Raw genomic sequence first — 23050 nt, 5'->3', positions numbered from 1 at the left:
ATCACCGAGCGTCACACGAGAGTCACGTTCGACGCCCAGCGTCACCCTGGGGTGACGTTCGGCGAAGACATCACTCCGTCAGCCGACGGCTGAGCCCGCTCGCGCGCGCCGCCCGGCGGCCGACCGCTGCACGGAGCTGCTCGGCCGAGCCCACCACCCGCACCTTCGTCTTGGCCCGTGTCACCGCGGTGTACAACAGCTCTCGACTCAGCAGACGCGAATCAGTCGGCGGCAGAAGCACAGTCACCTCGGAAACCTGGGAGCCCTGACTCTTGTGGATGGTCATCGCATGCATGGTCTCGATATCGGCCAGCCGGCTGGTCGCGAACTCGGCGGGACCGTCGGCGCCGGCCATCACCGCGCGCAACACCCCGTCGCGCAGCACCGTCACGCCGATGTCGCCGTTGTACAGCCGCAACCCGTAGTCGTTGGCGGTGACCAACACCGGTCGTCCCGCATACCAGGACGCCCACAGCGGCGCATCGGTCTCCTCGGCCAGCCACCGCTCGACCTGACGGTTCCAGTACGCCACCCCATGCGGTCCGCGCCGATGCGCACAGAGCAACCGGTGCTCGTCCAGCGTGGTCAATGCGGCCTGCCCGTTACCCAGCACCGCCGCCTCACGCAGCCGAATCGCGTGCGGCACCAGCACGCGGCGCAGAGCATCGGCCGGTTCTTCGGTGTCGACCCACTCGATGTGCTCACCGCCGGCGTTGAGAACGTCGATGGCGCGGTTGGCGTCACCGACCCGGATCGCCAGGGCCAGCGCGCCGATCGACGCACCGAAGCGGTGCGGGGTGATCAGTTTGGCCACCGGGGTGTCGCCGCGCGCGCTGAGCCCCTCCACCAGATCGGCCAGTACCGCACCGGCTTCCACCGATGCGAGCTGGTCGGGATCGCCGACGAGGAGCAGCCGCGAATCCGGCCGGACCGCCTCGACCAACCGCGCCATCATCGTCAGCGACACCATCGACGTCTCGTCGACGACGATCACGTCATGCGGCAGCCGGTTCTCACGGTGGTGCCGAAACCGTGCCGACGTCCTGGGCAGCGGACCCAGCAGACGGTGCAGCGTGGTGGCACGCAGTCCCTGCAGCCGGGCTCGGTCGGCGGACGACAGCTTGTCGACCTCGGCCTGCACCGCCTCCTGCAGCCGAGCGGCGGCCTTACCGGTCGGCGCGGCCAGCGCGATGCGCAGCGGTGGCTTGGCCTCCAGCTCGGCCTGCTCCGCCAGCAGCGCCAACAGCCTGGCCACCGTGGTGGTCTTGCCGGTGCCCGGTCCGCCGGTCAGTACGGTCAGCCCCTGGGACAGTGCGACTTCGGCGACCCGGCGTTGCTCGTCGTAGCCCGCCGGGAAAAGCCGTGCGATGTCGGGCAATTGACGCCTACTTCGAGCACCGGCCAACGTCAGTACATCGGTGGCGACTTGGCGTTCCTCCAGCCAGTACCGGTCGAAATACAGCAGGTCGTCGTCGAGGTGCAGCACGGCCGGCGCGCTGAGCAAGGGGCTGGCGGCGACGGCAGCCAGCCACGCCTGAGGTTCCGGCCACGGCAGGCCGTCGATGTCGACCTGCTCGGGCACTGCCGCGAGTTCCACACACACCGAGCCGCCGCGCACCGCGCGCACCACGAACGCGATCGCCAGTGCTACCAGCTCGTCGGACTCCTTGCCCAGAGCTGTCAGCCGTTGTGCGACAAGGACATCGGAGGCCTCGATCGCGCCCGCGTCGTTGAACGCGCGCAACAGGCCGGTGGCGTCGACGCACAGCCGCCAATCTGCCGGGTCGGTCACTTCGATGGTCATGCCGCCGCCCGCCGTCCGTCGAGCAGGTCGGACACTGACATCACCAGCGTCGCCGGCGGCCGCCAGCTGAAGACTCCGGCGGGGTGCCCGTCGGTGGTGGGGGTGTCGGGTCCGCACATGCCGCGGACGAACAGATACAGCACACCGCCGAGGTGGTGTTCGGGGTCGTAGCCGGGCTGGCGCCACCGCAGGAAACGGTGCAGCACAACGCTGTACAGCAACGCCTGCAGCGAGTAGTCGGAATGCAGCATCGCCTCGGCCATCCGCGCGCGGTCATAGTCGGCGGCGGACAGCGGGCGGTCGGCCTCCCCCAGCCAGTTGGTCTTGTAGTCGACCACCAGGTAGCGGTGCCCGACGCCGTCGGGTATTCGCAGCACGGCATCGACCGACCCGGACAGGTAGCCGCGCAGCGACTGCCCTCCGAGTGCGCCGCCGCTGAGCCGCTCGACGTACGGCACCAGCGGGTCATCAGCCGGCAGATGTTCGCCGAGCAGTCGGCCGACGTCAGCCAGCCGGATGTCGGGTCGCACCGCAGCCAGATCACCCCCGGCCAGCGGGAATTCGAAATCCATCTCGCACAACCGATCACGCAACCCGATCTGGCGCAGGGTCAGACCGTCGGCCAACGGCCCCAGCGGGGTGTCGTGCATCGGCACCAGCGCCGCCGCCAACTCGGCGGGGGCGACGTCCACCGGCCACCACACCGCGTGCCGGTCGATCTGGGTCTGCAGCTCGCCCGCCAGATCAGCGGCGAACGGGTCGGCGGTCTCGAGCACCGCGTGCACCAGGCTGCCGAATTTCGCGCCGGTCGGCAGGTCCGCCATCGGCGACGGCAGGTCGGCGCCGGCCGGGGGCGTGCTGACCGCGATGTCGGTTACCTCGTCGTCGAGCTGGATCACCTCCGGCTCACTGGTCACTCCCGTGGTCTCCGCGGCGCGGATCAGCCCGGAATAGGAGGTGCGCCGCCACGTCGTGTCGATGCCACGGTGAAAGTGTCTGACGCCGAGGTCTTCTCGCTGCGCCGGGCCGGCCAGTTCAGCCGCCGGGACGATGACCGACTCCTCGAGCACCGGTCCTCCCGCCGTCTCCCAGGCCCGCAGCAGGGCCATCGCATCGGCGTCGTCGACCCGCTCGGGATCACACCGGTCCGGTACCGTGCTCTGCCCGGGACGGCGGCCTCGCAGCAGACGCGACAGGCCGCCGTTGGGTTCGTCCCACGACGGCGCCCACCACGCGACCACCTGCGACTGAGCCCGGGTCATCGCGACATAGGTCAACCGGGTCTCCTCGCCGGCAGACTCCTGCCTGCCGAGCCGCTGGGCGGTAGCCAGCTCGGCGCTCTGGTCGCCACCGACGTGCAGGCAGCGGCGTTCCTCGTCGTGGAACCGGACCAGGTCTTCGCTGCGGACATAGCGATTGAACGCCAACGGCAGGTACACGATCGGGAATTGCAAACCCTTACTGACCCACACCGTCATGATTTGCACCGCCGCCGCGTCACTGTCGAGCCGGCGGTTGCGCTCCGGGGCGCCGCTGCGCTCATCGCGCTGTGTGCGCAGCCAATCGCGCAAGGCGGTCAGGCTCAGATGTTCCCGATGCGCGACGTCGTGCAGAAGCTGGGTGACGTGCGCGAGGTCGGTCATGTTGCGTTCACCGCCCGCCCAGGACAGCACCCGCCGGCCCATACCCGCCAGCTGAGCAGCCTCGAACACCGCCGCCACGCCCGCCTCACGGGCATGATCGGCCCACTGCCGCAACGTATCTGCGATCCGGTCGGTCAGCTCGTCACCGCCGTCGGCAAGGTCTTCGGCCGTCTTGCCGAAGAACATCGTGGTGGCCGCGGCCCGGACCAGCCCGGGCCGATACAACTGGTCGAAGGCCTCCAGCAGGCTCAGCCAGTCGTCGGCGGCCTGAGATTTCAGCACGTCGGTGTCACCGGTGTAGACCGCAGGCACACCGGCGGTCACCAGCGCGTCGAAGCACGCCCGCGCGTCGGCGTGGCTCTCGGTGATGACCGCGACGTGATGCGCTTTCAGCGGCTCACCACAGAACGTGGCCGTGCTCGCCAACAACCCGGCGATGTCGGCAGCCAGGTCGGCGGCGATGTGCGCGCGCAGCGCATCCATCCGGATGGTGCGGGTTCCCCTCTGGCCGAAGCTCTCTCGGCTGACGACTCGCAGCCGGAACGGATCGTTGTGCGGGGCGCCGGCCAGCCGGTGTCCGTCGTGGCGTGCCTGCACCGGAAGGACCTTGATGTCGGGATCGCCGAGTTCGGCTCCGCCGAGCACTGTCTGCAGGCGATCCACCAGTAGCGAGTCGCTGCGCCAGTTCACCCCGAGCGTGCGACGCTGGCCCGCGGTCTTGGCGGCATGCAGATAGGTAAAGATGTCACCGCCACGGAAGGCATAGATCGCCTGTTTCGGATCGCCGATGAGGATCAGGGTCGACTGACCGCTGAAGGCCCGCTCGATCACTTGCCACTGCACCGGGTCGGTGTCCTGGAACTCGTCGACCATCACCACCGACCACCGTTGATGCATCCGGGTTGCGGCCGGTGAGTCCGGCGTTTCCAGCGCGTCCGCAAGCCGGCCCAGTAGGTCGTCGTAGCTGAGGATGCCGCGCCGCCGCTTACGCCGGTCCAGCTCGGCGAGAACGTCATTGGCGAACCCGACCCGCACCGCGGGTTGCGATCCGGGCTCCGGGTTCAGCGGTCGCAGCTCGGTACACGGGTTGGCGACCACCTCGCGGGCCAGTTTGAGGGCCTCGCTGCGGGTGATCGGCGGATGCTCGCGCTCCTGGCCGAAGTGGGCCAGGTACAGGTCGTCGACGATCTCAGCGACGAGCTCGTCGAGGCTCTCGGCAAGTGTGACGCTGCTATCGGTATCCCCTGCAACCCCAAGGGATTTCAGCACCAGGTGGCAGAACTGATGGGTGGTGGCGATCGTCGCCGCGTCGAAGCCGGCCAGCGCGTCACGCAGGCGCCGCTTACGGTCGGCGAGGTCGCCCTCCTCCCCGGTGGTCAGCGCGGCCAGCACATCGTTGTGCTGGGCCAGCTCCGAATCGTCGAACGCGCGCAACGCATCCTGCAGCGCCTGACGCACCCGCTCCCGCAGTTCCTGGGTGGCCGCCCGGCCGAACGTGATCAACAGCATCTGATCCAGCCTGGCCCGGCCTTCTGCCACATAGCGCGTCACCAGTCCGGCGAGCGTGAACGTCTTGCCGGTCCCGGCGCTGGCCTCCAGAACCGTCGTCGAGCAGTGTTCCGGCAACGGTCCCAGCAGATCGAATTGGTCCATCACACACCGTCCTCGGCGCGCAGCAGCGGTGCCCACAGCCGCGCGGCATAGCCACCCAATCGGGTGCTCTCACCCGGTGCTTCCTCACCGGTATGAGGCTCGGTCAGCAGCGGGTCGAGGTCAGGCTCTCGGCCCCAGACTCGCTCGATCGCGCGGTCATCGCGTTCGTACCGCCACTTCTTCCACGCTTCACCCCGAGCGTCCTGGCCGCTGATCCGCGCTACCGCCCAGGCATGAGAGGTCTTGATCGGCAACGGGATCGGCTCCCGGCGGCCGGCATCGTAGATCGCGACCAGATCCCGCAGCAGCGCGACGGGATCCTCGTGCGGCGCCCCCAGCACCCGCTCGGCCACCCCGCGCCGCCGCTGCCTGCCGATGCACACCGCAGACCACTGCCCGGGATGTGCTGCGCACAGGGCCAACATCGGGATCCAGGCGCGCAGCAGATGCGGAGCGTCGAGCTTCGAGAACGTCACCTCCAGCAGCCGCTTACCGAACACTCCGGACACGGTGCCGGTGAGGCGACGGCCGCCACCCAGGTCGACGTCGATATCGTAAGCCTGCGGCGTGCCGGTTCGATAGGCCAGCGCCGCTCGCGCCAATTCTGTTGCTTGGTCGCGCAATTCGCTGGCGGTCCGCCATCCCAGCCGCCCGGGCGGCAGCGCGCCGCGGCGCCACTCCGCCTGTCCGGCCCGTTCGGGGTCCATGCCGGCCAACATGTCGGTGAGCAGCCGTTGGCCGACGGTCCACTGCTGCAGGTTGTCGATCTCGACGGGCATGGCATCCTCCACACCCTCGACATCCCACGGCAACGTCACGTCGAGCGCGGTGAAGAATCCCTTGACCGGGTTGGCGAAGAACTTCGACAGATCTGCCAGCGTCACATCGTCGGGGGCCGGTGCCGGCAACGGCCGCGCCAGCAGATCGGGTTGTTCGGGACGCTGACCGCCGGTGATCGACGCCGCCGCCAGCACGCTCGAGTCGAAGGTGAACGGTTCACCGGCCACCCCGAGCGCGCCTGGCGTGACATTGCGAACATCGAAGGGCTGCAACGGGTGCCGGATGAGGATCTCCTCGCGCACCGGCGCCTCGGTGGTGCGGTCCAGCGCGTCGAGCAATTCCGCCAGCGGAACCGCGGGCGGGCGGGGTTGCCCGGAGTACTCGTTGGCGCCCGTATAAGTGATCACCAACCTGTCGGTGGCCGCGCATATCGCGTCCAGCAGCAGCTGGCGATCTTCGGACCGGATATCCCGCTCACCGGTCCGCGGGTTTCGGGCCAGAACATCGTCGCCGTCGACGACCCCGATTCGGGGAAAGACGGTGTCGTCCAGGCCAACCAGGCACACCACCCGGTGCGGCACCGACCGCATCGGGACCATCGTGCAGACCGTCAGCGTGCCGGTGCGGAAGTTCGCCCGCGTCGGGCGCCCCGCCAGATGCCGGCCCAGGAGGGCGGTGATGTCAGGCAACCGCAGGGCGATATCCGCGCGCTGCCCCGCCGAGGTCTGCACCTCGCCGAACTCGCGCTGAAGCTGACTGGTCTGCCAGGCATCGTCGCCGCTGGTCAGCGTCAGCAGGCCGACGCCGTCCTCTAAGGCGGTCAGCCACTGCACCAGCGGCCGCACGCCGCTCAGCGAGTCGACGGTGCGCTGCAGCCGGCCCACGTACTCGGCCAACCGGCCGGCCAACTCCACACTGTTGCTGCCGACGTCGTCCAGCGGCAGCGTCACGTCCAGCCAGTCCTTCGAGTCGTCGGACATCGCGACCCCGGCCAGCACCCGGTCAAGACCGAACCGCCACGTGTTCTGGATGAACGGAATTCCGAACGGAGCGCGGTGTTCGGCGTCGAAGCCCCACCGGATATTGGCCTGCTGCACCCAGCGGGTGATGGTTTCCAGGTCGTCATCGGTGAACGCGAATCGCGCCCGCACCGGCTCGAGATGAGCGAAGTCCAACACCTCGGTCGCGGTGACGCGGCTGCCCGCCAGCGTGAGCAGCTTCGCCGCCACCCCGAGCAACGGGTTGGTCTGGATCAGCGCGCGGTCGGCCAATCGCACCCGCAGCTGGTGGGCGGGATGGGCGCCGGGAACCACCTCACCGAGGCCGAAGTCCGCGACGATCAGCGGGGCGTAGGTGTCGATATCCGGGCACATCACCAGGATGTCGCGGGGTTCCAGCGTGCGATCCTCGGCGAGCAGGCCGAGGAGAACCTCCCGCAGCACGTCGACCTGGCGGGCCGGCCCATGACAGCTGTGCACCTGCACAGAACGATCGCCCTTGTACGAACGACCCTGCGGCCGTGCGATATTGGCGGCGATATCGGATTGCAGCCAGCCAAGCAGCGTGTCCGGGAGGTGGGCGGCACCCAGGAACTCGTCGGTGGCCGCCGATGCGGGCAGGCTGCGCTGCAGCTCCCGGACGTCGCGGCCGAGCGTGGCGAGCAGCGGATGTACGGCGAGGCGGTGGCTGGTGTCCGCGCTGCGCGCCACGGTGCCGCGCACATCCTCTAGCGCTGTCCACAGCGCGGCGCTGGGATGCGGCAGCCACAGATGCACGTCGTGCTGTTCGGCCAGCGCGCCGACGAGTTCGATCTCGGTGCTCGGCAACCGGGTGTGCCCGAACAGCGACAGCCGGGCAGGCAGGTCTGCTCCTGATTGACGCAGCCGGGCAACGGTTTTTACATGCCGCTCGTGTGGTGGGTCGATTCCCATCGTGGCGACCAGGGCGCGCCACAAGTGCGGCTGCCAGCGCAGGTCGGCGTCCAGGCCGTCGGGCTCGCCGGCCAGCCACTCCATCAGGAGCTGCGGGCGTTGCCGGGCATAGGAGGCGAACAGCCCGGCGAGCCTGCGGGCCACGGCGTACCGCCTGCCCTGCCGGAGTTCTTTTTCCTCCCCCGCCACGAAGTGCCCGAGGTGGGTGGCCAGGGTGCGACACCACGGTTCGTCGAGGCTGGCGTCGATGACGTCGAGCAACGGCCAGGCCATTGCGTCGGCCGACCAAGGGTCGTCGTCACCGGTTCCCGCGATCTCACTGATCAACGACGCCGGCGACCGAAACGCCACACCCGCGCAGACGCCACTCCTCGCCTCGCCACCGCCCAGGACATGCGACAGCCGCTGACTGAGCCAACGCTCCACCCCGCGGGCCGGCACCACGACCAATTCCTCGGCGAACGGGTCGGCTTGCGGAACGGCCAGCAGCGCACCGAGGCCGTCAGCGAGCAGGTCTGTTCGCTCGGCGCGGTGCAGGTGCAGGGCCATCGGCACTACCGTAACCGCGCCGGCGGACATCGCGACGGCGCGCGGCTTCAGTGCGCGCTGCCCATCACCGCTGCGGCACGTCCACACCATTGACGCTCCCGCTGGTTTTGTCCAGCCCCTGTACACAGCAAAGACTTTTTGAGCGTCTTTTCGGCAAAATGCGTGACTTGCGCCGCCCATTCAGCAAAGCTGTGAACTCTCGTGGAGGAAGGGCAGAGCGATGAATGCTGCGGAACGTCGCACCGGGAATGTAGCCAGGGCCCACAGCGGCCGGCACCGCCGCCGGCGACGCACAGAGCCCTACGCCTGGCTTGGCGCCGGTGCGCTCAGCCTGGGGGTCGGCGCAGCTCTGGCCACCGGCGCAGGCGTCGCACATGCCGATACCTCCGCTGACACCGGCGCTTCGTCGACCGCGGACGCGGCTCGTGGTACATCCGCGGGCACGTCACCCGGTGGCCACACGGGTCGGCAGTCCGCATCGAAGACCAGCACCGGCGCGGGCCGAAAACCGGGAAACAAAGCACCGAGGCCGGCCCAAGCGCTAACTTCATCCACCCGCACTGTGTCGACGGACAGCAACACCGTCGCAGCCGACGCCAGCTCCGGGAGCGGTAACACTCCCAACGCGTTGAGCAACGTGACCGCGTCGTCGACACCCGCCGCCGCATCGACGCTCGAGAGCACGGCGCGCACGGTGGTGTTTGCGTTCGCACCGCCGAGTGTGTTGCACATTCCGGCGGTACTCCCGTCACCGGCACAGGTGCTGCGGTCTCTGGGCATAGCTCCGGTTGTTCCCTCGCTGCCGTCCGGCAACCCGATTCACGACCTGCTCTGGGGCCTCTACCGGCAGGTCGAGTCGCTGCTGGCGCCACCGCAGACCACCGGGAAGTCGGTTGCGCTCACCGCGACGACGACGAGTTCGACACCGACCGTCACCTACGGCGTGGTCAGCGACTGGGGTTCGGGACACACCGCGAACATGACCGTGACCGCCGGCAGCACGGCCCTCAACGGCTGGACGGTCGAGTTCGATACCCCCGCCCAGATCTCGAACATCTGGAACGGTCAGATCACCAGCCACGTCGGCACCCACTACGTGATCAGCAATATGTCCTACAACGGTGCGGTCGCCGCCGGGCAGAGCACCACGTTCGGCTATCAAGCCACTCCCGGGGCGCTCGCATCAGCACCCACCGACCTGAAAGTCAACGGCGTCGCAGTCAGCACCCCGCCGGCCACACCTAGCATCTCGATCGCCGATACCACCGTCGCCGAGGGCAACAGCGGCACGTCGAATGCCACCTTCACCGTCACCCTGTCCAAGTCGGCCACCACCCCGGTCACCGTCACGTACGCGACGGCCAACGGCACCGCCACCGCTGGTGCCGACTTCACCGGCAGCACAGGCACTCTCACGTTCAACCCCGGGGTCACCTCGCAGACGGTGACCGTCAAGGTCATCGGCGACACCGCCGTCGAACCCACGGAAACCTTCACCGTCGCACTGTCCAACCCGACCGGCGCCACCATCTCCCGCGGCACCGCGACCGGCACCATCACCAACGACGACGTCGCGACGAACCCGGGCACCAACTCGGCGACCTACACCGTGGTCGACGACTGGGGCTCCGGACACACCGCGAACATCACCGTGACCGCCGGACAGAGCCTCAACGGTTGGACGGTCGAATTCGATTCACCCGCAACACTGGTCAACGTCTGGAACGGACAGATCACCAGCCACGTCGGCACCCACTACGTGATCAGCAACATGTCCTACAACGGTGCGGTCGCCGCCGGGCAGAGCACCACGTTCGGCTATCAAGCCACTCCCGGCGCCGTGGGTTCGGCGCCGACCAACCTGAAGGTCAACGGCGTCGCGGTCAGTACCCCGCCGACCACACCCAGCATCTCGATCGCCGACACCACCCTCGCCGAGGGCAACAGTGGCACATCCAACGCCACCTTCACCGTCACCCTGTCCAAGTCGGCCACCACCCCGGTCACCGTCACGTACGCGACGGCCAACGGCACCGCCACCGCCGGTGCCGACTTCACCAACGCCACAGGCACTCTCACCTTCGCCGCGGGCGTCACCTCCCAAACCATCACTGTCAAGGTCACCGGCGACACCGCCGTCGAACCCACCGAGACCTTCACCGTCGCACTGTCCAACCCGACCGGCGCCACCATCTCCCGCGGCACCGCGACCGGCACCATCACCAACGACGACGTCACCACCACACCAGGCATCAGCATCTCCGACGCGTCGGCCACCGAGCCGGGTTCGGCGGGCATGGCGGCCGGCTTCCTGCATACCTCGGGTAACCAGATCGTGGATGCACAGGGCAAGCCGGTGCAGATTTCGGGTGTCAACTGGTTCGGCGCGGAGGGCAGCAACGGCGTGCCGGACGGCCTCTGGACCCGCAACTACAAAGACATGATCGACCAGATGTCAGCTCAGGGCTTCAACACCATACGGATCCCGTACTCCAGCGAGATGTTGCACACCACCTCGGCTCCGTCGGGTATCAACTACGCCCTGAATCCGGACCTGGAGGGCATGTCCCGGTTGCAGGTGCTCGATCAGATCATCGCCTACGCCGGCCAGGACGGGATGCGGGTCATCCTGGACCATCACCGCAGCACCGCCGGAGCCGGGACGAGTGAGAACGGTCTCTGGTACAACAGCCAGTACTCCGAAGACCAGTGGGTTTCCGACTGGCAGATGCTGGCGACCCGCTACAAGAACAACCCGACCGTGATCGGTTTCGATCTCCACAACGAGCCGTACAACGGAACCTGGGGTGGCGGCGGCGCGAACGATTGGGCGCGTGCCGCCGAACGCGCCGGAAACGCTGTCTTGCAGGTAAACCCGGATCTCTTGATCTTCGTCGAGGGGGTGGGCACCTATCAGGGCCAGAGCTACTGGTGGGGTGGCAACCTGATGGGCGTCAAGGACCGGCCGATCGTGCTCACCGTGCCCAACCACCTCGTCTACTCGCCGCACGACTATCCGAACTCCGTCTATCCCCAAAGTTGGTTTCAATCAGCTAATTTCGGGGCCAACCTGCCGAACGTGTTCCGCCAGGCCTGGGGATACATCTACGAGCAGAACATCGCGCCGATCTACCTCGGCGAGTTCGGGACCAAGCTGCAGGACCCCAAGGACGCCGTCTGGCTGGAAGCGCTCACGTCTTATTTGTCGGGAGACTTCGACAACAACGGCACGATCGACATTGCGTCCGGGACCGAAGACATGAGCTGGACGTTCTGGTCCTGGAATCCGAATTCCGGTGATACCGGCGGGATCTTGGCCGACGACTGGCGAACCATCAACGGCAACAAGATGACCTATCTGACTCCGATCGAGTTCACCGGCGGAAGCGGTACGTCGTTGGCTTCCTTCGTGGTGACGCTGGCCGCCCCGTCCACCCAGACGGTGACGGTGCAGTACGCAACCTCGAACGGCACGGCGACGGCCGGCCTCGACTACATCTCCGTCGCCGGGACCGTGACATTTGCGCCGGGCGAAACCCAGAAGATCATCACGGTTCCGGTGAAGAGCGATTCTCTGGTGGAACCCAACGAAACATTCACGATCCTGCTGTCCAGCCCGACCGGCGCCACGATCAGCGACGGGTCGGGCACCGGCACGATCATCAATCGCAGCGTGGCGTAAACCAACGTCACCAGCGGCTCAGTGTGGCGCTCGCCTACACGGGTATCCGTGCAGTCGCGCTCGGGGTCGTCATCGTCGGCCTGATCATCTGGCGCCGGCGGCGCCGCTGAGTTCAGGACTGTGGGCCCTATGCACGAAAATCGCATCAATCGCGTGCATAGCCCCCACACTCGGCACGATCTCGATCCGCCGTTAGAGCCCTCAGCTCACAGACGCGCGATCGAGCGCATCGGAATGTTCAACCAGCTCGGGCGGAACTTCGCCTCATAGCCGGCTTCGTACACCGCCTTGTCCAGCTCGTAGGCGGACAGCACAGTCGCGTGATCACGCGGGTCGGTGCCGGATTCGGCGGCATACCCGTCGCAGAAGGATGCGCAGTTGCGGTCGACCCAGTCCCTCACCCGGGTTGCCAGCTGCGGGTCGGGTTTCTGGTCCACCAGCTGTTGGTACGCCGCGTATTCGAAGGAGCGCAGCATGCCGGCGACGTCGCGCATCGCCGAGTCGGGCCTGCGGCGTTCCTCCACCGGTTGGCCCGGCTCGCCCTCGAAGTCGATCAACAGCCAATCGTCGGCGGTACGCAGCACCTGGCCCAGATGCAGGTCGCCGTGGACGCGCTGCACGGTGACCGGCTCCTCGGCCAGCTTGGCGTAGCGCTCCTCGATCCCGGCCCGGTACTCGGCGAGATCCGGTACCGCCGACGCGGCCGCCGCCAAGCGCTCCCGCATCACCTCGACGGGCAACACCGCGGTCGAGGTCCCCAGCTCCTGAGCGAGTGTCGCGTGCACCGACGCCACGGCCTGGCCCAGGCGGTAGGCCTCCCCGGCGAAATCGTCGCCGGCGTCGTCAGCGGTAAGGCGCCGAGTGCTCGCGGTGGCCATGTCCCAGCCTTCGGTGGACTTCGCGGCGAACGCCGTCACCATTCCCAGGGGGCAGGGCTGACCGTCCATGGTGGTTTCGAACGACCCCAGCAGCCTGGCGACATGCCGGTTCTTGGCCCGGCCCAGAACCCGGTTGAGCTCGATATCGGGGTTGATCCCCGCCGCAACCCGCCGGAACAACTTGAAGATCGCCTGGTCGGCGAACACCACACTGGTGTTGCTCTGCTCGGCCTTCGACACCCGCGGAACGACGTCGAGCGGCAGCGTCACGTCGGGTTCCTTGATGAACGTGACGTTCCCGATGGTGGCGCCCGAGTCGATCAACGACAACAGGAACTGGGCTGACGCCGGATCGTGCAGCCCGTCGAAAGCGCGGTCGTCGATCCTGGCGCCGTTGCTCGATGGCGGAGCCGAATCCCATTGAACGACAACCTGATAGCGCTCCGCAGAGCCATTGGTGTAGGTGACGTCGACGAGGATCAGGTCGAGGTGTGGCCGCAACGGCACCACCTCGACGGTGTCGGCCGACGCCAACGTGCGGCTGCGACCGGCGTACCACCGCTGGGTGGGCAGCCACTCGGTCCAGGGCAGGTTCACCGGTGAGCTCATTGCTTCTCCTCGGACGGACGCATCTAGGTTCCCTACCCGCCCCCGGGGGAACCGAACCGTCGCCCAGGTCAGTCCCGGACGCGAACCACGACCTTGCCTTTGGCGGTGCGATTCTCCAGTGACGCCACCGCCGCGGCCGCCTGGTCGAGCGGGTACACCTCGGGCTGCGGTGCAGCGAGTTTGCCGGAGATCAGCAGTTCGGCGAGTCCGTCCCACTGCTCGGTCAGCGCCCCGGGATGGCTCATCGTCCACGCGCCCCACCCAACCCCGACGACGTCGATGTTGTTGAGCAACAACCGGTTGACCTTGACGGTGGGGATCTCACCGCCGGTGAAGCCGACGACCAGCAGCCGCCCGGCCGGAGCCAGCGAGCGCAGCGAGTCGGTGAACCGGTCCCCGCCCACCGGATCCATGACGATGTCGACGCCCTTGCCGCCGGTCAGCTCGGCCACCGCGTCTTTGAAGCCGTCCGCCAGCACCACGTCGGTGGCCCCGGCCGCCCTCGCGACATCCGCCTTCTCGTCGCTGCTCACCACCGCGATCACCCGGCTCGCGCCCAGCGCAGGTGCGAGCCGCAGCGTCGACGTGCCGATACCGCCGGCCGCGCCGTGCACCAGCACCGTCTCGCCTTCGGCCAGCCGACCCCGCACAGTCAGCGCGAAGTACACGGTCAGGTCGTTGAACAGCAGGCCCGCCCCGGCCTCGAAGCTGACGTTGTCCGGCAGCGGGAACACCCGTTCCGGTGTGAGCACCACGGTCTCGGCCATCGCACCCGTGATCATCGTCAGACCGACCACCCGGTCGCCGGCCTTCACCGGCGCGTCGGCGGGAGCCGAACGCACAACGCCGGCGACTTCGGCGCCGAGGGTGAACGGCAGTTCCGGCTTGTACTGGTAGAGCCCGCGGGTCAGCAAGGCGTCGGGGAAGGCCACACCGGCGGCGTGAACGTCGACCAGGATGGCGCCCTCGTCGGCGGGCTCGTCGATCTCGACCAGTTGCACCGACTCCGGACCGGCCAGCTCGGTCACCCTTATCGCCCGCATAACACCTCTATCGCTCGTTCGGAATATCGATGGCGAGCAGCTCGACCTGCAGTTCACCCCGCGGAGTCGAGTAGGTGACGGTCTGACCTGCTTGCCGTCCGAACAACGCTAGACCGAGCGGACTATCGGAGGTCAGCGTGGTGTCCTCTTCGCCGGCCGGAGTCTCCTCCAGGAAGTGCACGATCCGCATCCGCACCGGCTCGTCACCCGGGAAACGCAGAGTCACCTCGGTGCCGTTGGGCAACTGCCCTGGGGTGTCCTCGTTCCCGCCGGCCAGCAGCCAGGCCAACCGGTTGATCTGTTCCTCGATACCGGCCAGATCCTCGGAACGCTGCAGCGCGTCGGCGGCGTCGCCGCGATCGCCCACCGTGTCGGCATCGCCTTGAAGTTCGGCGCGCATCTGATCGCGGCGGCGACGCAGGTCGGCCAATTCCTCTTCGATCCGGTCGCGCTCCTGCCCGGCAAATTCCAGCGATCCCTCGTCCTGAGTCATGCCCGACAAATTACCTGCGGGAATGCCTCGGAGATGCTGTCTTCGGCCACTTTCCGTTTGGCGGCCGCGGCGACGGGTACCGGCATTCACAGCCCGGCTGAGTACAACGCCGGTTCCGACGTGAGGACGCTATGCATCCCAATCTCGCCGGCGCCGCGCTGTTTCGTGGTGTCGATCCGCGTGACGTGGCAGAACTGTGCGACAGCCTGGATAGGCGCTACTTCAACACCGGTGATTTCATCTTCGAGCAGGGCGAACCTGGTGACCTGCTGTACATCATCGTCACCGGCAAGGTGAAGATCGGCAGCTCGGCCGAGGACGGCCGAGAGAACCTGTTCCACATCCTCGGGCCGTCCGACATGTTCGGCGAGTTGGCGATGCTCGATCCGGGACCGCGGATCTCCAGCGCGCGGGCACTGACCGACGTGGCGGTGGTGACGATGGATCGGGAGCTGCTGCGGGAGTGGATCGCACCGCGGCCGGAGGTCGCCGAACAACTCATGCGCGTCCTGGCCCGCCGGTTACGGCGGATGACGACCAGCCGTACCGATCTGGTGTTCACCGACGCGCCCGGCCGGGTGGCCAAACTGCTTCTGCGGCTGGCACAACGGTTCGGCGTACAGCGCGACGGCTCGGTCCTGGTCAACCACGATCTGACCCAGGACGAGATCGCTCAGTTGGTCGGCTCGTCGCGCGAGACCGTGAACAAGGTGCTCAGCGACTTCACCAACCGCGGCTGGATCGAGCTGCGCTGCAAGGGATTACTGATCTCCGACACCGAGCGGCTGGCTCGGCGGGCACACGTCTAGGCCGCCGACGGGATCACCAGCACTTCGGACTGTTCGACGCGGACGGCGACCCGATCGCCCTGGCTCAGAGCGGCGGCGTGGGCGCTGGAACTCTGAGCGATCACCCGCGTGCCGTCGTCAAACGTACAGTGGATCAATGAGATCGGGCCGAGGAACGACACCGAGGCGACGGTCGCCGGACCATTCGGGTCGGTGTCGATCCGCACCGACTCCGGCCGAACCAGGGCAACGCCACCGCCGGTCGACACGGAGCCGTCCGCCACCGGCAGCGACGTGCCTAGCAGGTGGACGCGGCCGTCGGCCACCTGAACATCGACCTTGTTGTTCAAGCCGACGAACTCGGCGACGAACGGGGTGGCCGGATGGGCGTAGACGTCGGCGGGTGCGGAAATCTGTTCCAGCCGGCCCTGGCTCATCACGCCGACCCGGTCGGCGACGGCGAGCGCTTCTTCCTGATCGTGGGTGACGAACAACGTCGTGGTGCCGACTTCGAGCTGGACGCGCCGGATTTCGTCGCGCAGCTGCGCGCGCACCTTGGCATCCAGCGCCGACAGCGGCTCGTCCAGCAGCAGCACGCGCGGCTGGATGGCCAGTGCACGTGCGAGTGCCACCCGCTGCTGTTGGCCACCGGAGAGCTGGCTGGCGTACTTGTGCTTGTGCTCTGACAGACCGACCAGATCGAGCATGTCGGCGGCCTTCGCTGTGCGGTCGGCTTTGCCCTTGCCGCGCAACTTGAGTCCGAATGCGACGTTGTCGAGCACGGTCAGATGCGGGAACAGGCTGTAGGCCTGGAACACCATGCCCATATCCCGTTTATTGGGTGGGACATCGGTGATGTCGGTGCCGCCGACCGCGACCCGTCCCGACGTCGGCTCGTCCAGGCCGGCAAGGATGCGCAGCGCGGTGGTCTTGCCGCAGCCCGACGGACCGAGCAGGGCCACCATTTCGCCGGGCTCCAAGTGCAGCGTCAACCCGTCGAGCGCGCGGACCGACCCGTAAATCCGTGTCACATCAGTGAACTCGACGGCCACACCGTTCCCGGTCATGGGCTTCCTTTCCCGCCGGCGAGACCGACGTGCCGGTGACGGCGCGTCACCAGCGAGAGGACAAGCAGCAGAACGAAACCGAAGACCAGCGTCGCCAGCGACGCCGCCACCGACGTCGGCCCTCACTCTTGCCGATCGCGACGATCACCACCTGCAGGTTCTGGTATCCGCTGAGCGAAGCGATCGTGTACTCGCCCAGCACCACCGCGATCGAGATGAACGCGGCCGACAGAATGCCCGACCAGATATTCGGCACGACGACCCGCAGGATCGTGATGGTCCAGCCCGCACCGAGGGAACGGGCCGCTTCGGCAAGGGTTTTCAGGTCGATCGAGGACAGGGCGCCATCGAGTGACCGGTAAGCGAACGGCAACACCAGAACCACATAGACAAATGTCAGTGTCAGCGCGGACTCGCCGAGGAAGTACACCACCCACAGATACACGTTGCGCAGCCCGACGACGATCACCAGCGCGGGGATGGTCAACGGCAGCAGACACAAAAACTCCACCAGCCGCCTGCCCCACGGCGCGCGCAGCCGGACCCAGATCATCGTCGGCACCAGGATCGCCAGCATCAGCACGACGGTGAACACCGCCAACAACAGCGAGATGATGATCGCTTGGTACAGCATCTCGTTCTGCACCAGGTTCTTCCATGCTTGCAGGGTGCGGCCGCCGTGGATCAGGTTGCGGGTGCTGAAGTCGGCCATCGCGTAGAGCGGGAACAGAAAGAACACCGCGAACACCGTCCACAGGACTGCGCGTCCGACCCGAGTCACTGCAACCACCGCGAGGTCCGCCGCACCAGCACGTTGTAGGCGAGCATCACCACGGTGACCACGACCACCATCTCCAGCGCCAGCGCGTAGGCGAAGCCGGACTGGCCGAGCACCACCTCGGAGGTCAGCGCCGCACGGATCAGCAGGGGCAGGATCGGACTGCCCTGACTGACCAGCGCGGCGGCGGTGGCATAGGCGGCAAAGGCGTTGGCGAACAACAACAGCGCCGAACCGAGGAATGCCGGTGTGAGAAGCGGGAAGCCGACCTCGCGCCAGTAGGCCCACCGCGAGGCACCCAGGCTGACCGCGGCCTCGCGCCACTCCGACCGCAGCCCCTCCAGGGCCGGGGTGAAGACGATGACCATCAGCGGGATCTGAAAATACGTGTAAACCAGAACCAGTCCGGGCATCGAGTAGAGCCAGCCGTCGCCGGCCAGGTTGAACCCGAAGCGGTCGGACACCCACACCGTCAGCACACCGTTGAGCCCGATCGTCGCCAGGAACGCGAAAGCCAATGCCACGCCGCCGAATTGGGCCAACACGCTGCACAGTGACAACGCCACCCGGCGCATCGGGGACGTGGCCGCGCTGGTGACCACCAGCCAGGCCAGCACCGCGCCCAGCACCGCCCCGATCACCGCGGTGCTCGCCGAGAGCAGCACGCTCTTCCCGAGGGCGGCCAACGCGGTGCCGGAGAACAGCAGACCGATGCGCTGCAGCGAGAACACGCCGTCGAGGAAGAACGCCGACACGATCACCGTCACGGTCGGGATGATCAGGAAGACCGTGATGAACGCTCCGAACGGCACGAGCGGGAGTGCGTCGCGCACATGCCTTCCCACCGTGCGTCAGCCGATCGCTTTGGCCCAGTTGTCGGCCAGATAGCGGGTGGCGGCATCGGTCTGCGCCTGGGTCAAGATGACCGGCTTTCCGCTGACCGGCGGCAGCTTCTCGTAGGCGGCGGTGTCGATCGTGCCTGCCTTCACCATGGCGTCGGCGCGCACCGGTCGGGCACCGCCGGCCAGGTACAGGTTCTGCCCCTCGTCGCTGAAGAGGAACTCCTGCCACAACCGGGCCGCCGCCGGGTGCGGAGCCTCCTTGTTGATCGCCTGGAAGTAGTAGCCGCCCAGCACCGCGTCCTGCGGCACGAAGACCTTCCAGCTCGGGAGCTTCTTGGTCTCGGCGGCGTTGAGGTAGTCCCAGTCGATGACGACGGGTGTCTGGCCGGACTCGATGGTCGCCGGCGTCGGGTCGACCGGCAGGAAGTTACCCGCCTGCTTCAGCTTGGTGAAGAACTCGACCCCGGGGGCGATCTTGTCGGCCGAGCCGCCCTGGGACAGCGCCACCATGGCCACACCGGAGAACGCGGCGCCGGCCTGGGTCGGGTCGCCGTTGAGCGCCACCTTGCCCTTGTAGTCCGGCTTCAGCAGATCGTTGACGGTGCTCAGATCCGGCACCTTGGCCGAGTCGTAGCCGATCGACATGTAGCCGCCGTAATCGTTGACCAGCGATCCGTCCACCGCCTTCATCTCGGTGGGGATGCTGTCGAACGTCGCGACCTTGTACGGCGCGAACATCGCCTTGTTGGCCAACGCAACCGACTGACCGAGGTCGAAGACGTCCGGTGCGGTGCTGCGGCCCTTCTGCTGGTTGGCGGCGTTGATTTCGTCCTGGCTGGCGGCGTCGGGTTGCGCCGAGTTCACCTTGATGCCGTACTTGTCGCCGAACGTCTTGATGATGACGCCGTAGTTGGCCCAGTCCGGTGGCAGGGCGATGACGTTGAGTTCGCCCTCCTTCTTGGCCGCCGCGATCAGGCCGTCCATGCCGCCGAAGTCGGCCATCGACGTGGCCTGGCCGGCTGCAGCGCCATTGCCGGTCGTGCCGCCCTTCTTTTCCGGTGGAGCACAGGCGACGGCGGCGACCACGACAGCGGCGGCGACAACAGAGATCAGACGTACGTTCTTCATGACCGGACCTTCTCGGGTGCAGGAGGTGATGCGGTAATGGGATCGTCACGACGCTTTGACACTACCTCCGCACCCCCGCGTCGAACGGAGTGAGCGCGGTATCGTGCCGACGTGGCATCCCGTGACCATGGCGACCCGGGCGACGCCCCCTCGGTCCCGCCGCCGCTGACCACCGTCGTCGACGCGACCCGGCCCTCGGCGGCCGAGGAGGCGCGCAGCATCGCCGCGTCGACCAATACCGCGACGTTGGCGTCGCTCACGGCCACCGGCGATCCGTGGGCGTCGTTCGTCACCTACGGACTGCTCGACGGGCAGCCGGTGCTATGCGTGTCGAACATGGCCGAGCACGGCCGCAACCTCGCCGGCGATCCACGCGCCAGTCTGGCCATCGTGGCGCCGACCACCGAGACCGATCCCCTGGCCAGTGGTCGGATCACCCTGGCCGGGGTGGCCGAACGCCCGACCGGGGACGAAGCACACGCGGCGCGCGACGCGCACCTGGCTGCCGTCGCGGCCGCGAAGTATTACGTGGACTACTCGGACTTCACCCTCTGGGTGTTGCGCGTCCACCGCGTGCGCTGGGTGGGCGGCTACGGCCGCATGGATTCCGCGACCGCGGCGGACTACGCGGCAGCCACCGCTGACCCGGTGCGCCCGCAGGCCGCCGGCGCGATCGCCCACCTCAACGCCGACCACGCCGACTCGCTGGCGGAGATGGCACGCGCCCTGGGCGGCTACCCCGATGCGACCGCCGCGGTGTGCACCGGCATCGACCGCTACGGACTCGATCTGCGGGTCGACACCCCGCGCGGCGCCGGATACACCCGTGTCGGGTTCGGCGGACCGTTGTCGTCAGCCGACGAATTACGTTCGGCCTCTAAGGAATTGGTCAAGCGCGCCCGAGACGCGTGACCTACCCGCCCAATTCGGCGACGGCGGTTTCGAGCAGCGCTGCCTGCTCGACGAGTTCGCGATCCGACAGCTGCTCGCTGCCGGCCTGTTCGACCAGTTCCGCACGGGTGATCACCTGGAGCGCGCCCCGGTAGTCGTCGGTGTCGAGGGCGGCCGGCTCGACGACCTCGGTGCGCCCCTCGACGAGAACCAGCACTGAGTCGGAGTCGCCTTCGAGTAGGTGGCGGACGTCATCACGCGTGATCATCGGGCACCTCCTCGCCGGACCGGTCTTGCTCGGGGTTCTCCCGATGCGTTGTGTACTCAGTCATCGCGGGTGGACCTCCTCTGCTGTCGGGAGTAGCTATGCCCACCGGAGGGGACCTCTACGCGGGCAGATTCCGATTCACCGCCAACGCGAGGAACGCCGCGACGGTAAGCACGACGACGGCCAGCCGCAGCCAGCCGGTGGTCGCGGGCGCGCTCACGGTCTGGTACCCGACCTGTTGGAGCACAGCGCCGTAACTCTTGTTCAATTCGTCGATGTTGGTGGCGCGGTAGCTCTGCCCGCCGGACAGTTGGGCGATCCGCTTCATCTGTGTGTCGTCCGACGGGACCGGGATGGTGTCGTCCTTGAGGGTCACCACGCCCTGTTGGGTGCCGAAGGTGATCGTGGACACCGGCACACCCTGGTCCTTGGCCGCCCGCGCGGCGGTGAAGTCCCCGCGTGGATTGTCGGGGTTGGCGGGCTTGTTCTCACCGCCGTCGGACAGCAGTACGATGCGCGCCGGCGGCGGTGTCGCGTCACCGGCGGTGAGCACCGTGCTCACGGTTTGGATCGACTCCAGGGCGGTGAACATCGCCTCGCCGGTGGCGGTGGAGTTGTCCGGTTGCAGCTTGTCCAGGGCGGTCACGGTGGCCGCGTGATCCGGGGTGGGCGAGACCAGCAGATTGACGTTGCCGCCGAAGGAGACCAGACCCAGATTCACGCCCGGGGTCAGCTGCTGGGCGAAGGTCTTCGCCGCATCCTGCGCGGCCCGCAGACGAGTTGGCGCAACATCTTTGGCCTGCATGGACTGCGACACGTCGATGACCAGCATCACGACCGCACGATTGCGGGGAATCCGCGCCTGATGGGTCGGCCCCGCCAGCGCAACTATGAGCAGCAGCAGCGCACAGATCGCCAGCGCAATCGGCAAGTGCCGCAGGCGATGTGGTCGCTTGGTAGCAAGTCGCTGCACGGCCGCCGCGTCGCCGAACTGCCGCAGGCGCTGTCTGCGCCGACATTGTGCGGCCACGTACAGTCCGGCGAGCAGTGCGGGGATCACCGCGAGTAGCAGCAGCCAGGGATGCGCCAGTCCGCTCAACGGCAACGGGCCGAAACCGGGCAACAACCCACTCCTGTCATCACTGTGAGCTAGTACCTGGGAAATGTGGTTAACGTGTCCTTTGTACCCGGGTTAGTTGAGAGGTGGTCCCACCGGCGTGGAAGCTGTGAATTCGCTGTCACTTTCGGGCTTCACATCCCCGTGGTTGTTCCTGTACCTCGGGGTCGTTGCGCTCGCGGTGGTGATCTACATCCTGGTTCAGCGGACCCGACGCAGACGGGTGCTGCGCTTCGCGAACATGGCGGTGCTGGAGCAGGTCGCCGCCGGCCAGAAGCCACGTCGGTGGCGGCATCTGCCCGCGGCGTTGTTGGTGGCGGCCCTGGCTTTGCTCACCACCGCGATGGCCGGGCCTACCGCGGATGTGCGTATCCCTCGCAACCGGGCTGTCGTCATGCTCGTCATCGATGTCTCCGAATCGATGTCGGCCACCGACGTCGCGCCGAGCCGGATCGAGGCGGCCCGCGAGGCCGGTAAGCACTTCGCCGACATGCTCACGCCGGGTATCAATCTCGGCTTGGTGAAGTTCTCGTCGGGAGCCACGCTGTTGGTCGCGCCGACCACCGACCACGAGCAGGTCAAGCAGGCTATCGGCAAGCTGGTCCCCGAACCGCGCACCGCGACGGGCGAGGGCATTTTCACTGCGCTGCAGGCGATTGCGACCACCGGTGCGGTCATGGGCGGCGGTGACGGCCCCCCTCCGGCCCGCATCGTGCTCGAGTCCGACGGTAAGGAAACGGTGCCGCCGGATCTGGATGCGCCACGCGGTGCGTTCACCGCCGCGCAGGCAGCCAAGGAACAGGGCGTGCCGATCTCGACGATTTCCTTCGGCACGCCGGACGGCATCGTCGAGGTCGACGGTCAGTCGATTCCGGTTCCCACCGACGACGCATCGCTGGCCAGAATCGCCGATCTCAGCGGTGGACAAGCGTTTCGCGCGGAAAGCCTGGGCGAGCTGAACCGGGTGTATTCGACACTCGACGAACAGATCGGCTACCAGGTGGTGCGCGGTGACGCCAGCGCGGGCTGGGTCGCACTCGGCGCGTTGGCGCTTGCGTTGTCAGTCGGTGCCGGCATTCTGCTGAACCGGCGACTGCCCTCCTGAC

Annotated in this window: 15 protein-coding genes and 1 pseudogene; 4 read left to right on the top strand and 12 right to left on the bottom strand. The window is 67.5% G+C overall.

What is annotated here, in order from left to right; all coding sequences use genetic code 11:
- Window positions 1–70 precede the first annotated feature (70 nt).
- From recD to recC, 3 genes are read right to left on the bottom strand one after another with little or no spacing between them, the layout of a single operon-like run.
- Complete coding sequence (recD, locus tag K0O64_RS00605; RefSeq protein ID WP_220045915.1) at window positions 71–1804, bottom strand: exodeoxyribonuclease V subunit alpha; 1734 nt, start codon at window positions 1802–1804, stop codon at window positions 71–73.
- Window positions 1801–5100: an exodeoxyribonuclease V subunit beta gene (gene recB / locus K0O64_RS00600; protein WP_220045914.1), complete on the bottom strand. Its 3300-nt coding sequence runs from the start codon at window positions 5098–5100 to the stop codon at window positions 1801–1803. The genes recD and recB overlap by 4 nt, the downstream gene beginning before the upstream one ends.
- A complete protein-coding gene (gene recC / locus K0O64_RS00595; protein WP_220045913.1) occupies window positions 5100–8360 on the bottom strand; it encodes an exodeoxyribonuclease V subunit gamma in 3261 nt (1086 codons plus the stop codon). The genes recB and recC overlap by 1 nt, the downstream gene beginning before the upstream one ends.
- A gap of 562 nt (window positions 8361–8922) precedes the next feature.
- Here recC and K0O64_RS00590 point away from each other — a divergent pair.
- On the top strand, window positions 8923–12042 hold the full coding sequence (locus K0O64_RS00590; RefSeq protein WP_225933587.1) for a Calx-beta domain-containing protein: 3120 nt from the start codon (window positions 8923–8925) through the stop codon (window positions 12040–12042).
- A gap of 206 nt (window positions 12043–12248) precedes the next feature.
- Here the strand turns inward: K0O64_RS00590 and K0O64_RS00585 are convergent, their stop codons facing one another.
- The 3 genes from K0O64_RS00585 to K0O64_RS00575 all read right to left on the bottom strand — a co-directional run bounded on the left by K0O64_RS00585 (window position 12249) and on the right by K0O64_RS00575 (window position 15065).
- Window positions 12249–13529 (bottom strand): maltokinase N-terminal cap-like domain-containing protein, encoded by a 1281-nt coding sequence (locus tag K0O64_RS00585; RefSeq protein ID WP_220045911.1) that lies wholly within the window; start codon window positions 13527–13529, stop codon window positions 12249–12251.
- Window positions 13530–13597: 68 nt separating this feature from the next.
- Window positions 13598–14572, bottom strand: coding sequence for an NADPH:quinone oxidoreductase family protein (locus K0O64_RS00580; protein ID WP_071948234.1), 975 nt, complete (start codon window positions 14570–14572; stop codon window positions 13598–13600).
- A 7-nt stretch (window positions 14573–14579) separates the two neighbouring features.
- Entirely contained in the window at window positions 14580–15065 is a 486-nt protein-coding gene (locus K0O64_RS00575; protein ID WP_220045910.1) for a GreA/GreB family elongation factor, read from the bottom strand.
- A gap of 131 nt (window positions 15066–15196) precedes the next feature.
- Between K0O64_RS00575 and K0O64_RS00570 the strand changes: the two genes are divergently transcribed.
- Window positions 15197–15874 (top strand): Crp/Fnr family transcriptional regulator, encoded by a 678-nt coding sequence (locus tag K0O64_RS00570; RefSeq protein ID WP_220045909.1) that lies wholly within the window; start codon window positions 15197–15199, stop codon window positions 15872–15874.
- On the opposite strand, the gene K0O64_RS00565 is transcribed toward K0O64_RS00570, so the two are convergent.
- The 4 genes and pseudogenes from K0O64_RS00565 to K0O64_RS00550 form a co-directional block, all read right to left on the bottom strand.
- The gene (locus K0O64_RS00565; RefSeq protein ID WP_071948237.1) at window positions 15871–16920 is read right to left on the bottom strand and encodes an ABC transporter ATP-binding protein; all 1050 of its coding nucleotides are present in this window, start codon (window positions 16918–16920) and stop codon (window positions 15871–15873) included. The two genes, K0O64_RS00570 and K0O64_RS00565, sit on opposite strands and share 4 nt — an antisense overlap.
- A pseudogene (locus K0O64_RS00560) lies at window positions 16917–17632 on the bottom strand (ABC transporter permease). Before K0O64_RS00560 ends, K0O64_RS00565 begins: the two are co-directional and overlap by 4 nt.
- 65 nt (window positions 17633–17697) lie before the next feature.
- Window positions 17698–18543 (bottom strand): ABC transporter permease, encoded by an 846-nt coding sequence (locus K0O64_RS00555; RefSeq protein ID WP_220045908.1) that lies wholly within the window; start codon window positions 18541–18543, stop codon window positions 17698–17700.
- Window positions 18544–18549: 6 nt separating this feature from the next.
- Complete coding sequence (locus tag K0O64_RS00550) at window positions 18550–19668, bottom strand: ABC transporter substrate-binding protein (RefSeq protein ID WP_220045907.1); 1119 nt, start codon at window positions 19666–19668, stop codon at window positions 18550–18552.
- Between the two features lie 111 nt (window positions 19669–19779).
- On the opposite strand from K0O64_RS00550, the gene K0O64_RS00545 reads away from it, so the two are divergent.
- The gene (locus K0O64_RS00545; protein WP_096309505.1) at window positions 19780–20580 is read left to right on the top strand and encodes a HugZ family pyridoxamine 5'-phosphate oxidase; all 801 of its coding nucleotides are present in this window, start codon (window positions 19780–19782) and stop codon (window positions 20578–20580) included.
- A 1-nt stretch (window position 20581) separates the two neighbouring features.
- Here K0O64_RS00545 and K0O64_RS00540 read toward each other — a convergent pair whose 3' ends face one another.
- Window positions 20582–20827 carry a hypothetical protein gene (locus K0O64_RS00540; protein ID WP_096309504.1) on the bottom strand — a complete coding sequence of 82 codons (246 nt, stop codon included), beginning with the start codon at window positions 20825–20827 and terminating at the stop codon, window positions 20582–20584.
- A 118-nt stretch (window positions 20828–20945) separates the two neighbouring features.
- Window positions 20946–21950 (bottom strand): VWA domain-containing protein, encoded by a 1005-nt coding sequence (locus K0O64_RS00535; RefSeq protein WP_225933586.1) that lies wholly within the window; start codon window positions 21948–21950, stop codon window positions 20946–20948.
- Window positions 21951–22044: 94 nt separating this feature from the next.
- Between K0O64_RS00535 and K0O64_RS00530 the strand changes: the two genes are divergently transcribed.
- Window positions 22045–23049 carry a VWA domain-containing protein gene (locus K0O64_RS00530; RefSeq protein WP_174714093.1) on the top strand — a complete coding sequence of 335 codons (1005 nt, stop codon included), beginning with the start codon at window positions 22045–22047 and terminating at the stop codon, window positions 23047–23049.
- The last annotated feature ends 1 nt before the right edge of the window (window position 23050 follow it).

It is taken from the genome of Mycolicibacterium pallens (genome assembly GCF_019456675.1).
GTDB lineage: Bacteria > Actinomycetota > Actinomycetes > Mycobacteriales > Mycobacteriaceae > Mycobacterium > Mycobacterium crocinum.
This window is presented reverse-complemented; position numbering and strand designations above follow the sequence as displayed.

Bases quoted from the DNA above. Each gene is read 5' to 3' on its own strand.
- K0O64_RS00580 (WP_071948234.1), bottom strand. From the start codon at position 14,572: ATGCGGGCGATAAGGGTGACCGAGCTGGCCGGTCCGGAGTCGGTGCAA.
- K0O64_RS00540 (WP_096309504.1), bottom strand. From the start codon at position 20,827: ATGATCACGCGTGATGACGTCCGCCACCTACTCGAAGGCGACTCCGAC.
- K0O64_RS00585 (WP_220045911.1), bottom strand. From the start codon at position 13,529: ATGAGCTCACCGGTGAACCTGCCCTGGACCGAGTGGCTGCCCACCCAG.
- recB (WP_220045914.1), bottom strand. From the start codon at position 5,100: ATGGACCAATTCGATCTGCTGGGACCGTTGCCGGAACACTGCTCGACG.
- K0O64_RS00565 (WP_071948237.1), bottom strand. From the start codon at position 16,920: ATGACCGGGAACGGTGTGGCCGTCGAGTTCACTGATGTGACACGGATT.
- recC (WP_220045913.1), bottom strand. From the start codon at position 8,360: ATGGCCCTGCACCTGCACCGCGCCGAGCGAACAGACCTGCTCGCTGAC.
- K0O64_RS00570 (WP_220045909.1), top strand. From the start codon at position 15,197: ATGCATCCCAATCTCGCCGGCGCCGCGCTGTTTCGTGGTGTCGATCCG.
- K0O64_RS00550 (WP_220045907.1), bottom strand. From the start codon at position 19,668: ATGAAGAACGTACGTCTGATCTCTGTTGTCGCCGCCGCTGTCGTGGTC.
- K0O64_RS00575 (WP_220045910.1), bottom strand. From the start codon at position 15,065: ATGACTCAGGACGAGGGATCGCTGGAATTTGCCGGGCAGGAGCGCGAC.
- recD (WP_220045915.1), bottom strand. From the start codon at position 1,804: ATGACCATCGAAGTGACCGACCCGGCAGATTGGCGGCTGTGCGTCGAC.